The following is a 12921-nucleotide window of genomic DNA, read 5'->3' as shown; positions in this document are numbered from 1 at the left end:
TAAAAATTGAGGTAATGGCAAACAGTGTATATCAAGTTAACAAAGGGATTAACCGCAGTATCGAATTTAAGGGCTTAAAAGCTCAGTACATCTGGTATCTGGGTGGTGGCATGGTGGGGTTACTCATTGTTTTTGCCATCATGTATATCATTGGCCTGCCCACCCTGGTGTGTATCGGCGTGATACTCGGAACGGGAACCTTGCTGGTGATGAAGATCTACCGGATGAGCCATCAATATGGGGAGCACGGGTTGATGAAAACCCTTGCCCGAAAACAGGTTCCCAAAGTGATCCGGTCAAGAAGCCGTCTGGCTTTTCTAAAGAGTTAAAAGATAAAAATTGATAACCCGGTAATAATAATGTGGAGATGGAAAAAGTGTTGGATGATATGTTACCGATCATGGATGTGGAACACGACTGCATCCTGAGCAAACAGGGCGATGTAACGGTCGCCTTTAAGGCAGACCTGCCGGAGGTCTTTACACTCTCCGATCAGGAATACGAGGCCTTTCACCAGGCTTGGGTAAAGGCCATTAAGGTATTGCCTAAATTCAGTGTACTGCATAAACAGGACTGGTTCCTGCAAAGCAGTCATCAGCCTGATTTCACCAAAGAAGACACCAGTTTTTTGAGCCGGGCAAGCGAGCGGTTTTTCAATGAACGCCCGTTTCTGGATCATAGCTGTTATATCCTGCTGACCAAAAAGCCGGGCAACAGGAAAACGGCAACTTCCATGTATTCCAGTTTGCTCCGTAAGAGCATGGTGCCGGAAGAAACCCTGAAGCCATCCCTCTTACAAGACTTCCTGGACAGTACCGGTCAGTTCAGGCGTATCATGGAAGATAGTGGCTTTGTAAAACTGACCCGGTTAAAGGAAAATGACCTTTGGAGTAGTAAAAGGACAATGGGCATTATAGAAAAATATTGCTACCTGTCCGAACGAAATGATCGTTACCTCTTGGGAGACATCAGCTTCCATGAAGGCTTACAGGTGGGAGCCAAACATTGTCAGCTTTATACTTTGGGGGATGCTGCCGACCTGCCTGCACTTTGCGGCAGCCGGATCAATTACGACAAGTACAGTACGGACAAAACCAAGTTTAGTATCGGTTTTGCCTCCACGCTGGGACAACTTCTGCCTTGTAACCATATTTACAATCAGTACCTTTTTATCGAGGATGCCCAGAAAACCATCTCAAAGCTGGAATCCAAAAGGTTAAGACTGCAATCCCTGTCCGCTTACAGCAGGGAAAACATGATTGCAAGAGATGCCACCAATGATTTTTTGAACGAAGCGATCAGTCAGCAACGCCTTCCGGTAAAAGCGCACTTTAATGTACTGGTATGGACAGATCAAAAAGAGGAACTCAAAGACCTGAAAAATAAAGTGTCGTCCGCATTGGCACAGATGGATGCGGTAGCCAAGCAGGAAACCATCGGAGCCCCACAAATATTCTGGGCGGGGATTCCGGGCAATGCCGCTGACTTTCCGATGAATGATACCTTCGACACTTTTGCAGAGCAGGCTACTTGCTTTCTCAATTTAGAGACTGGCTACCGCACTTCATTAAGCCCCGTTGGTATTCGTTTGGGTGACCGTATGACCGGCAAGCCCGTCCATGTGGATATCAGCGATGAACCTATGAAAATGGGTATTTGCACCAACCGCAACAAATTCATACTCGGCCCTTCCGGGAGCGGCAAATCCTTTTTTACCAATCACATGGTTCGTAGCTATTATGAGCAGGGAACGCATATCGTTTTGGTAGATGTGGGGCATAGCTACAAGGGACTCTGCGATATGGTAGAGGGCTACTATTTTACCTACAGCGAGGAAAACCCAATCCGTTTCAATCCTTTTTTCATTGGCGAGGGTGATAGCCTGGATACGGAAAAGAAGGAAAGTATCAAAACGCTGCTCCTGGCACTTTGGAAAAAAGATGATGAAGCCTTTAAACGTAGCGAGTATGTGGCTCTTTCCAATGCCATCACCGGGTATTACCAGCACCTCGAAAAAAACCCTAAAGTCTTCCCTTCCTTCAACAGCTTTTATGAGTTCCTGCGGGACGATTATGCAGCAGTGCTGAAAAACGACCGGGTAAAGGACAGGGATTTTGATATGGATAACTTTCTCTATGTGCTTCGGCCATACTACAAAGGTGGTGAATTTGACTACCTGCTCAACGCCACAGAAAACCTGAACCTTTTACAGGAAAGATTTATCGTTTTTGAGCTGGACAATATCAAAGACCATCCCATCCTCTTCCCTGTGGTCACCATCATTATCATGGAAGTTTTTATCAACAAGATGCGGAAGATGAAGGGCCTCCGTAAGATGATCCTGATCGAAGAAGCCTGGAAAGCCCTCATGAAAGAAGGTTTTGCAGAATATATCAAATACCTCTTTAAAACCGTCAGAAAGTTCTTTGGTGAGGCCATCGTGGTGACCCAGGAAGTGGAGGACATTATTTCCTCCCCCGTGGTAAAACAGGCCATCATCAATAACAGTGACTGTAAAATATTGCTCGACCAGAGCAAATACCAGAACAAGTTTGACCAGATACAGGAACTCTTGGGGTTAACGGAAAAAGAAAAAGCATTGGTGTTGTCGGTTAACAAAGCCAATGATCCTACCCGGAAATACAAAGAAGTCTTCATAAGCCTGGGCGGGATGCTCAGCAAGGTGTACCGTACAGAGGTCAGTGTGGAAGAATACCTGGCTTACACCACCGAGCAGACCGAAAAGGTAAAACTGATGGAGTATGCAGCAAAGTTTGGCGGGGATATACGCAAGGGCATAGCTGCAATGGCGGAAGATATGAGAACGAACACCTTAAAATGATGAACAATGAAAAAGTATGCAAAAATGTTACTGCTTGCCCTTTGCATTTCCTTTACGGTACTGCCGGTACAACAGGTCAATGCCACACCGATAGCCATATTGGAAATCATTAAAGCAGCAGTCAAGAAAGTGATCAAGGCCGTTGATTTGAAGATACAACGGTTGCAGAACAAAACCATCTGGCTACAGAATGCCCAGAAAACATTGGAAAACACGCTTTCCAAACTCAAACTGGATGAGATCTCAGAGTGGACGGAGAAGCAAAAAGAACAATACCGGGAATACTATGAAGAGCTGGCAAAAGTAAAGGCGATTATTTCTTATTACCAGCGCATCCGGGATATTACTCAAAAACAAGCACGCCTGGTCAATGAATACCAGCGGGCATGGCAGCTTATCCGGCAGGACGAGCACTTTATGGCAGATGAAATAGAATACATGGCCAAAGTGTATGCTGGTATTCTTGATGAAAGCCTTCAAAACATTGACCAGATCAACCTGATCATCCAGTCCTTTACCACTACCATGAGCGATGCCAAAAGGCTGGAACTTATTAATAATGCCGCAGATCAGGTCGATGCGAATTATGATGACCTGATGCGCTTCAATCAGCAAAATGTTTTGCTGAGCCTCTCCAGGGCAAAGACCTCCATAGAGGTACAGGCAGTGAAGAAATTATACGGACTTCCTTAAAGATGTGTAGTATGAAAAAGATGATTATGATAGGATTGGTAATGTTTTCGGCAGCCGGAACCCTACAGGCTCAGAATTTTTCGGAATGGTTTCGTCAGAAGAAAACACAAAAGAAATACCTGCTCCAGCAGATTGCCGCCCTACAGGTATATATCGAATATGCCCAGAAAGGTTATCGGATTGCCAGGGAAGGCCTGACGACCATAGGAGGTTTTACCAAAGGAGAATTTGACCTGCATAGTGATTTTATCCATTCCTTAAGTATGGTCAACCCGGAAATCAGACACTACGCCAAGGTGGCGGAGATCATCGCCCTTCAGGTAAACATTGTTCAGGATTACCAGCGAACGTACCGGCAGCTTAGAAATAGTGACGCTTTTTCTGCCGAAGAACTCAGTTATATACAGCGGGTTTTTACCCGGCTGTTGGATGACTGCGAGCAGGCTCTTGATGAACTCATTGCCATAACTACGGATGCCCAATTGCAGATGGAAGATAATGAGCGCATCAGCCGTATAGACCGGATCTACCTGCAAATGCAGGACAATTACACCTTCTCACAAAATTTCGGTAACGAAGCAAAGGTAATGGCAGCCGTTCGGATAAAAGAACAAAATGAGGTGCAGCTCAGCCGGACATTAATGAACATTCAAAACGAATAACGATGAAAAAGACAGGTATAATCATAAGTCTTGTGATCTGTGGACTGTTGCCAACGTTCAGGGCATCGGCTCAAGCCGCAGAGATACAGCAGCTACTGCTCAATGTAGAGAAACTGGCACAGTTCAAACAGATATTGAGCGATATGAAGAAAGGCTATCAGATATTGGAAGGTGGTTATAATACCATCAAGGATATATCCGAAGGTAATTTCAACCTGCACAAAGCCTTTCTTGAGGGCCTGCTGGAAGTAAGCCCCACCGTACGCAACTACAAGCGTGTGGGGGACATTGTGAATTACCAGCTTATACTGGTAAAGGAATATCGGAATGCGTACGACCGGTTTCAAAGTGATGGGAATTTCAATCCCGAGGAACTAGCCTATCTCGGACGGGTGTATGACAACCTGTTTGATGAAAGCCTTCGCAACCTGGATGAATTGCTGGTGATCATTACAGCAGGGAAATCCCGTATGAGTGATGATGAACGCTTGCAGGCCATTGACCGGATCTATGCCGATATGCAGGACAAATTGATGTTCCTACGGTACTTCAACAATAACATGACAATCCATGCGGTGCAAAGGGCTAAAGAAAGAAATGATGCCGAGACTATCCGCAGGGTATATGGGATAAACAACTAAAGATCAGGAAATATGACAAGGTATAAGAAATCCGCCTGGCTGGTAGTAATGGGATTGCTATTGCCCTTTGCAGGCAGCGCGCAGGGCATTGCCGATGAAATGAACGGCTTGCACGGGGTACTGGACCAGCTATATGATGAAATGATGCCCCTGTGCAGCCAACTCATCGGTGTGGGACAGGCGATAGCGGGATTTGCGGCCATGTGGTATATCGCATCAAGGGTATGGGGACATTTGTCAAGAGCAGAGCCCATTGACTTTTATCCGCTTTTCCGTCCGTTTGTGATTGGCTTTTGTGTATTGATGTTCCCTTCTGTTTTAGGATTGATCAATTGGGTGATGAAACCAACGGTTACCGCTACCGCTTCGATGGTCGAGGGCTCTGACAGGGCCATTGCTGTGTTGCTGGAAAAGAAGGAAGAAGCTATCAAGAAAACGAATGTATGGCAAATGTATGTTGGGGAAAGCGGCAATGGTGACCGGGATCGATGGTACAAATACACCCATGATAATGCCGATCCTTCCGATGAAGGCTTTTTTGAAAGCATTGGCAATGATATCAAGTTTGCCATGTCCAAGGCCTCCTACAATTTCCGCAATTCGGTAAAGGAATGGATGAGCGAAGTGCTTCGGGTACTTTTTGAAGCGGCGGCTTTGTGTATCGATACGCTACGAACATTCCAGTTGGTGGTACTGGCCATTTTGGGGCCGCTGGTATTTGGTATAGCCGTCTTTGACGGGTTTCAGCATACCCTCACCGTTTGGATCGCCCGCTACATCAATATTTTTCTCTGGCTGCCTGTGGCCAATATTTTCGGGAGCATCATCGGAAAAATCCAGGAGAAAATGCTGGAACTGGATATTGCCCAGGTGCAGAATTACGGAGATACATTTTTTAGCCGAACGGATATGGCCTACCTGGTATTTATGATCATTGGTATCGTGGGATACTTTACCGTGCCTTCGGTAGCTAATTATATCGTCCATGCAGGCGGTGGCAGTGCCTTGGGACATAAAGTGACCAGCCTTTTCAGCAGTTCATCCAGGGCGGTAGTAGGTGCAGCCACAGGCGGGGCAAGTATGGCGGCAGATGCGATGGGCAATGCCGCCAGCCGCCTCTCCCAAAGCATGGCGAGTAATGGTACTTCCAATCCCTATTTCACGGACAGTAGCAATAATGGAGGAAGCTCAGGCTATATGAACGAAAAACTGAAAGGCAATTCTTAACCGCAAAAAGAGGATTTATGTTTAGAAAGATGAAGAATATAGATACCGCCTTCCGGCATGTCAGAGGGTTTACCATGCTGGTTATCGTTGGCTGCGTAGTATTATCTTGTTTTGCCCTTTATAAAAGTTTCAGCCTGGTATCCGAGATGCAGGGCAGAATATACATTCTCGCCAATGGCCGGGCACTGGAAGCCTATTCTGCAAGCCGTAAGGATAACATTCCCGTGGAGGCAAGAGACCATGTAAAAACTTTCCATAGACTATTCTTTACCCTTGACCCGGATGATAAAGCGATACAGGCCAATATCACCAAAGCTTTGTACCTGGCTGACGGCAGTGCCAAACGCGTCTATGATGACCTGAAGGAGAACGGCTATTATGCCGGGTTGATCTCAGGCAATGTCAACCAGACCATTCAGGTGGACAGTGTTACGGTGGACATCAATGAATACCCATACGAATTCAGGTGCTATGCCACACAAAGTATCGTCCGTCCCACCAGTATCACGACCCGAAGTCTGATTACTGAAGGGGCTTTACGCAACGTATCCAGAAGTGATAACAATCCCCACGGCTTTCTGATAGAACGATGGACGACTATCGCCAACAAGGATCTGAAGACTACCGCCAGACGGTATTAATACCAGCAATATGAAACGGAATGTAAAACAGAAAAAGGATGCTCCTAAAAACGGACTGGTGATGCAGGGACTGCTTGCCCTATACAAACGCCTGCAAAAGGCATGGGCACAATGGATGTCCAACCGGACGAAGGGAATTTCACAAAGGATCCTAAAGATGGCACTGGCTGCTTTTGTGCTCTCCATAGGCAGTTACTGTATTTATCTCGGGGTACATGCGATTACCGGAAAAAGCAAGGATAACACCTTTACGGTTACCTCGATTAAACGTCCCAGGCATCTCACCCAAACAGGCGATGTAGGGCCAACAACTCCTCTGGTATCAATGCAGGAATACGAACGCATCAAAAAGTTCCGGCTGTACATGGACAGCCTGGCTCGTAGCCCCACGGGGAAAAAGGTATATGACAGCATAATGGTCTGCCGTCCGGGGCTGATGGATTCGGTACGGTATTTCGAAAAACAGTATCAAGACTCTAAAAAACGATAATGATGGAAAAACAAGTAAAAACACAGAAAATGATGAGACAACGCAAGTTCCTACTGGTGCTGCCGTTGCTCGTACTCCCATTTATAACCATGATCTTCTGGGTTTTGGGAGGTGGTCAGGTGCAGGAGATACAGGCACAGGAAATCAAACAGGAAGGGTTCAACATCCATCTGCCGGAAGCGAAACTGACGGATGATAAGCAAATGGATAAAATGAGCTACTACAACCGGGCAGAGCGGGATTCGGCAAAATTCAGGGAACTCCGTAAAAATGACCCGAACTATAGGAACAATATTCTCTCGGATACCAATGATGACCTGTTCCCTGAACAAGAAGTAAAACCTGGTCAACTATCTTCGGGGGGATTAAATACATCCCTTTACGGAAACGACAAGGGCAGCGATCCGAATGCCGATAAAATTTACCGGAAGCTGGAAGAATTGAACAGGGAATTAAATAAACCGGTAGAAAGCACTGGTCTTCCTGATGATGCGCCTGATCAAGAAGTCAAGGACAATTATGGCAATGCTAATGTGAGTTCCAGCGATGTGGACAGGCTGGAAGAAATGATGCATACGATGACCCAACCGGAAGCACCAGACCCGGAATTGGAACAACTCAACAGTATGTTGGAAAAGATCCTGGATGTTCAGCACCCGGAACGGGTTCAGGAGAAACTTAAACAACTATCGGACGCCCGCAGGGAGAAACTGTATTCAGTTTCAACCCAACAGGAAAGCGACCTTGTTTCCCTGATGGGTACAGGACAGTCATTGACCCAACCTTCTGTAAACGGATTTTATTCTTTGGATGATGAGGAAAACCCGGAGCAAATAGAAAATACCATACAGGCAGTCATTCACGAATCACAGACCGTGGTCAATGGATCTACCGTAAAGCTGCGTCTGGTAAATGATGTATTTATTGGTGGGGTACATATTCCCAAAGATAATTTTCTGTACGGTATTGCCTCCCTTAACGGGGAAAGACTTCATATCAAGATCAATAGCATCCGGGACGGCAATTCCCTGTTCCCGGTAGAACTGTCCGTGTACGATATGGATGGACTGGACGGGATTTATATACCGGGCGCCATTACAAGGGATGTCGCCAAACAATCGGCAGATCGCTCCCTGCAAACTGTCGGCCTTACCTCACTTGACCCTTCCTGGCAGGCACAGGCTGCCAGTGCAGGTATAGAAACGGCCAAATCACTTTTCAGCAAAAAGGTGAAGCTGGTGAAAGTGAACCTGAAAGCAGGCTATCAGGTGCTGCTCCGTGATGAAAAACAAAAGCAGATCAGTAATCAATAATTGTTAAACATTAAAATTCCATAAAGATGAAAAAGATTAGTGCAAGAATGGTAATGGGATTTTTCCTGTTCATTTTCGTTTTTAATGCAAACGCCCAAAAAGTAACCGGACTTCAACCCCGGACAATCGCTCCTTATCCTTTGGAGGTCACTTATTTCAAAACTACCAATATCATATTCCCAAGTGCCATTGTGGGTGTGGACAGGGGCAGTAAAGATGTATTGGCACAAAAGGCTAAAGGTGCGGCCAACATTCTACAACTGAAAGCGGCAAGGAACGGCTTTCCTGAGACCAACCTTACGGTAATAACATCAGACGGCAGGTTAAGCTCCTTTGTAGTGAATTATGCCCCTGAGCCGTCTATGCTGAATGTTTCATTGACCGGAACCGGTAACAAAAACGTTATTTTCCTTTCACCAGGATCAGTTAATGAAGCCGATGTAACTGCATATTCCAAACGTGCCCTCTATTCCAAATACAAGGGGCGCAAAATAAAAGATAAAAAATACGGCATACGATTCGGGATGAACGGGATATTTATCCACGATAACCTCCTGTACCTGCGGCTAAACATCGCAAACAAATCCAATATCAGTTATGATATTGACCAGTTACGTTTCTTTATCCGTGACCAGAAAAAAGCTAAAAGGACAGCTTCGCAGGAAATTGAGATCACACCCGTACATATACAGAACGATGTGATAAAAATTAAGGGTCAATCTTCACAGACCCTTGTGGTAGCCGTTCCCAAGTTTACCATACCTGATAAGAAATACTTCGCGATTCAACTATTTGAAGCAAATGGGGGAAGGCACATGGAACTCCATGTAAAAAACAGAACGATCATAAAGGCGACCGTACTTCCGGTATTACCTCAGTAGTGAAGTGTGGTCAATCAATAACTATTAAAATTAAAATATCATGAACCAGAAAAATTTTGAATACCTGAAAGACCAGGTAAAATATACAGGTTTTGGGGAAGGGTTGGAAGATACCCTGAAACAAAAGATTGAACAGGGACAGCCTGAATTCAAGCTACAACATCAGGCGCAATTCGGCAATGACAAAGTGGATACTACACTGAATTTCAGTAAGTCCAAGCAAACGGATATGTATTTCTTCAACTCATATCAAGTAAGTGTCCTGAAGGAAAACAATCCTGAACCGATGCAACAGACCATCTATATCAACAAGGGTAATAACCTCACCCTGAAAGAAGCCTATAACCTGATGGAAGGCAGATCGGTCAACAAGGATTTGACCAATAAGGAGGGGCAACTCTATACTGCCTGGCTACAGATGGACTTTAAACAAAGTGATGACAATGGGAACTTCAAAATGAAGCACTACCACCAGAATTATGGTTATGACCTGGAAGCTGTCTTGGCCAAACACCCGATCAAGGAACTGGCCCACGAGGAATACAGATCCAACCTGATCAATTCTTTGAAAAAGGGGAACCTGCAATCCGCTACGTTTCAGCGTGAGGGGTCAGAGCAGAAGCAATATATCGAAGCCAATCCCCGGTTCAAGACCATCAATATCTATGACAGCAATATGCAAAGGGTGGATAACCGCCAGTCTAAGAGTGAAAAACAATCGGAAGGACAAAGGCGCTCGGCTAAACAGGATAATAAAAGTCAGGAGCAGGCAATTTCCGATGATGCCCCGGACATACCGAAGGCTAAGATAAAAAGAAAGAGACAAACGATAACTTAAACATAATGGCATGGAACAGTTAAAGCCCTTGTCTGACTTTTTTACGGCTATTCAGCGGGATGCCCGTATCAGCATTACGCATATAGGGATTTATGCTGCCCTTTTGGAATACCGTACGCAGATGAGCTATGCAAATCCCATAGAGGTATTCAGTTATGACATTATGAAGATTGCAAAGATATCATCTGCCATGACCTACCATAAATGTGTGAAGGACTTGAATGAGTATGGCTATATACGGTACGAGCCCTCATTCAATAAGAACAGGGGAAGTAAGATATATTTCCCGGAAAGCGATGGGTAAAGTGAATTAGAATTCCGGTACAGGCCCGGCAAAGGGCCTTTGCTGTTTTAAAGCGGAGGTGTGAGATGGAGAATGAAGTGAAGAGGATACCACCGGAAAAAGCAGTAGCGCTATTGAAGGAAGATGGCATAGAAGTAACAGTGGAACAAGTGAAAGTCATACTGGATTTTATGTACCAGATGGCTGACATTGTAGTGGATCAATATCTGGCAAAAACCGCCTAAATTTTGTAAATTTATAGGTATAAACAGGCTGTTTAAATTGAACATCCTTAATAGGTTAGAGTGATGAAAATTGCAGATTTATATATACGTGTAAGTACCGATGAACAGGCAGATAAAGGTTATTCCCAACGGGATCAGGAAGAGCGTTTGCGCAAGTACTGCGAAATAAACCACATTCAGGTACGAAAGGTTATCTATGAAGACCATTCGGCCAAAACCTTTAAACGTCCTTCCTGGACAAAACTGCTGGGTGATCTACGGAAGTCGAGAGGTCAATCAGATCTGATACTGTTTACCAAATGGGACAGGTTTAGCAGGAATGCAGGTGATGCATACCAGATGATCGGCACCCTAAGACGATTGGGCGTGGAACCGCAGGCAGTAGAACAACCATTGGATCTGTCGATCCCTGAAAATAAAATGATGCTCGCCTTTTATCTGGCTGCGCCTGAAGTGGAAAATGATAGAAGGGCATTGAATGTCTTTCACGGAATGCGCCGGGCAAAAAAGGAAGGTCGGTGGATGGGAACTGCACCAATTGGTTATGTCAATAGAATAAGCGAAACAGGTAAAAAGTATATCGCCCAGAGGGAAGGCCAGAGTGAGATTATGAAATGGGTTTTCAAGGAGTTGGCAAAGAACAACTTCAATACTGAGCAGGTTTGGAAAATGGCCAAGGCAAAAGGCCTGAAATGCAGCAAGAATAACTTTTGGACAGCCATTCGCAACCCGATGTATTGCGGTAAAATATTTATCCCAAAATACAAGGACGAAGAAAGCCAACTTGTTACCGGGCAACATGAACCTTTGATATCCGAAGCTTTGTTCTACGAAGTTCAGGATATTCTTGATGGCCGTAAGAAGATCATGCGGGCTAAGATGACCGTAGATGAGAATTTTCCTTTGAGAGGGTTTGTCATCTGCCCTAAATGTGGCCGTATGCTTACTGGCAGTGCATCCAAGGGACGTTCCCAGTATTATCACTATTACCACTGTTCAGGCGGCTGCAAGTTCAGGCACAAGGCACCGGATATGAACGACAAGATCATTGCCGAAATTGGAAAGTACGTGCGTCCCTTGCCGAAACTCAAATTGTATAAAGAAGTTATTGCTTCGGTATATAAAGCGAAGACAAGAGACTGGATCGGGAACATCCAGCAACTGAAAGTCCGGCTCCAGGAAGAGAACAAAAAACTGAGCAAGGCCAGGGAATTACTTTTGTGCGGTGATATTGAAGCGGATGATTATCGTATGATGAAAGCGGATGCCGATAAAAAGATCAACAGGATCGAAGCAAAGCTGACAAACACCGTAGCCGATACACAGAACCTTGAACCCCTATGGGATAAGGCCATTAGCAATCTTTCTCAATTGGATTATCTATACAAATCAGGATCGGTCATACAAAAAAGAAAAATCGTTGGTTCGGTCTTTCCCGAAAATCTGACTTTTGACGGATTTGAATATCGAACCACCAGGGTCAACGAAGCGATTCAATATATCATGCTGATTGATAAGGACTTAGGAGGAAATAAAAATGGGACAAGTCGTTCATTTTCAAACTTGTCCCATCAAGTGATCCCGCTGGGGCTCGAACCCAGGACCCATACATTAAAAGTGTATTGCTCTACCAGCTGAGCTACGGAATCTTAAGAAATAAGAAGCAGAAATTGCTTTCTGCTTTGTGATCCTGAAAGGACTCGAACCTTTAACCTACTGCTTAGAAGGCAGTTGCTCTATCCAGTTGAGCTACAGGACCGTTCACTTTGAATAAACAAAGCTATTTGATCGTCGGGGTGGCAGGATTCGAACCTGCGACCTCCTCGTCCCAAACGAGGCGCGATAACCGGGCTACGCTACACCCCGGGAATACAAACACTTACAATAATAAATGCTTTCCCGAATTGGAGTTGCAAAGGTAAAACCTTCTGAGCAAATTATTCAAAAGAATTTACAATTTTATTTCCAATTTTGTGATCCCGCTGGGGCTCGAACCCAGGACCCATACATTAAAAGTGTATTGCTCTACCAGCTGAGCTACGGAATCATTTTTTTTTTACATTATAATATTTCCCATTCCGATAGTACAGTCATCTATCATGAACACAGAAATATTTTATAAATTATCTGCTTGAAAATTCTGGTACATTACATCAAAAGCGAAA

Annotated in this window: 13 protein-coding genes, 4 tRNA genes and 1 pseudogene; 14 read left to right on the top strand and 4 right to left on the bottom strand. The window is 44.8% G+C overall.

Annotation, left to right across the window (positions count from 1 at the left end; all coding sequences use genetic code 11):
• Positions 1–14 precede the first annotated feature (14 nt).
• From KZP23_RS09490 to KZP23_RS09425, 14 genes and pseudogenes are all read left to right on the top strand, one after another.
• The gene (locus KZP23_RS09490) at positions 15–329 is read left to right on the top strand and encodes a DUF4133 domain-containing protein (RefSeq protein WP_226336004.1); all 315 of its coding nucleotides are present in this window, start codon (positions 15–17) and stop codon (positions 327–329) included.
• 38 nt (positions 330–367) lie between these two features.
• Positions 368–2842, top strand: coding sequence for a TraG family conjugative transposon ATPase (locus KZP23_RS09485; protein WP_226336003.1), 2475 nt, complete (start codon positions 368–370; stop codon positions 2840–2842).
• A gap of 6 nt (positions 2843–2848) precedes the next feature.
• Positions 2849–3535, top strand: a complete 687-nt coding sequence (locus KZP23_RS09480; protein WP_226336002.1) for a conjugal transfer protein TraI — start codon at positions 2849–2851, stop codon at positions 3533–3535.
• An 11-nt stretch (positions 3536–3546) separates the two neighbouring features.
• Positions 3547–4197: a hypothetical protein gene (locus KZP23_RS09475; protein ID WP_226336001.1), complete on the top strand. Its 651-nt coding sequence runs from the start codon at positions 3547–3549 to the stop codon at positions 4195–4197.
• A 2-nt stretch (positions 4198–4199) separates the two neighbouring features.
• On the top strand, positions 4200–4838 hold the full coding sequence (locus KZP23_RS09470) for a tellurite resistance TerB family protein (protein ID WP_226336000.1): 639 nt from the start codon (positions 4200–4202) through the stop codon (positions 4836–4838).
• Between the two features lie 12 nt (positions 4839–4850).
• On the top strand, positions 4851–6065 hold the full coding sequence (traJ, locus tag KZP23_RS09465; RefSeq protein ID WP_226335999.1) for a conjugative transposon protein TraJ: 1215 nt from the start codon (positions 4851–4853) through the stop codon (positions 6063–6065).
• Between the two features lie 17 nt (positions 6066–6082).
• Positions 6083–6706: a conjugative transposon protein TraK gene (gene traK / locus KZP23_RS09460; RefSeq protein ID WP_226335998.1), complete on the top strand. Its 624-nt coding sequence runs from the start codon at positions 6083–6085 to the stop codon at positions 6704–6706.
• A 10-nt stretch (positions 6707–6716) separates the two neighbouring features.
• Positions 6717–7196, top strand: a complete 480-nt coding sequence (locus KZP23_RS09455; RefSeq protein ID WP_226335997.1) for a hypothetical protein — start codon at positions 6717–6719, stop codon at positions 7194–7196.
• On the top strand, positions 7196–8509 hold the full coding sequence (traM, locus tag KZP23_RS09450; RefSeq protein WP_226335996.1) for a conjugative transposon protein TraM: 1314 nt from the start codon (positions 7196–7198) through the stop codon (positions 8507–8509). Before KZP23_RS09455 ends, traM begins: the two co-directional genes overlap by 1 nt.
• 26 nt (positions 8510–8535) lie before the next feature.
• Complete coding sequence (gene traN, locus KZP23_RS09445; protein WP_226335995.1) at positions 8536–9390, top strand: conjugative transposon protein TraN; 855 nt, start codon at positions 8536–8538, stop codon at positions 9388–9390.
• 40 nt (positions 9391–9430) lie between these two features.
• Positions 9431–10228, top strand: coding sequence for a hypothetical protein (locus KZP23_RS09440; protein ID WP_226335994.1), 798 nt, complete (start codon positions 9431–9433; stop codon positions 10226–10228).
• Between the two features lie 10 nt (positions 10229–10238).
• Positions 10239–10532 (top strand): hypothetical protein, encoded by a 294-nt coding sequence (locus KZP23_RS09435; protein WP_226335993.1) that lies wholly within the window; start codon positions 10239–10241, stop codon positions 10530–10532.
• A 65-nt stretch (positions 10533–10597) separates the two neighbouring features.
• Positions 10598–10756 carry a hypothetical protein gene (locus KZP23_RS09430; RefSeq protein WP_226335992.1) on the top strand — a complete coding sequence of 53 codons (159 nt, stop codon included), beginning with the start codon at positions 10598–10600 and terminating at the stop codon, positions 10754–10756.
• A 63-nt stretch (positions 10757–10819) separates the two neighbouring features.
• Positions 10820–11749 (top strand): annotated as a pseudogene (locus tag KZP23_RS09425) (recombinase family protein); the annotation flags it as partial.
• Between the two features lie 583 nt (positions 11750–12332).
• Here the strand turns inward: KZP23_RS09425 and KZP23_RS09420 are convergent.
• The 4 genes from KZP23_RS09420 to KZP23_RS09405 form a co-directional block, all read right to left on the bottom strand.
• A tRNA-Lys gene (locus KZP23_RS09420) sits at positions 12333–12405 on the bottom strand.
• Between the two features lie 36 nt (positions 12406–12441).
• Positions 12442–12515, bottom strand: a tRNA-Arg gene (locus KZP23_RS09415).
• A 32-nt stretch (positions 12516–12547) separates the two neighbouring features.
• Positions 12548–12622 (bottom strand) — tRNA-Pro (locus KZP23_RS09410).
• A 108-nt stretch (positions 12623–12730) separates the two neighbouring features.
• Positions 12731–12803 (bottom strand) — tRNA-Lys (locus KZP23_RS09405).
• Positions 12804–12921 lie beyond the last annotated feature (118 nt).

It is taken from the genome of Echinicola marina (genome assembly GCF_020463795.1).
Taxonomy (GTDB): domain Bacteria; phylum Bacteroidota; class Bacteroidia; order Cytophagales; family Cyclobacteriaceae; genus Echinicola; species Echinicola marina.
Note: the sequence above shows the minus strand (reverse complement) of the source record. Positions and strands in the feature narration are given on the sequence as shown.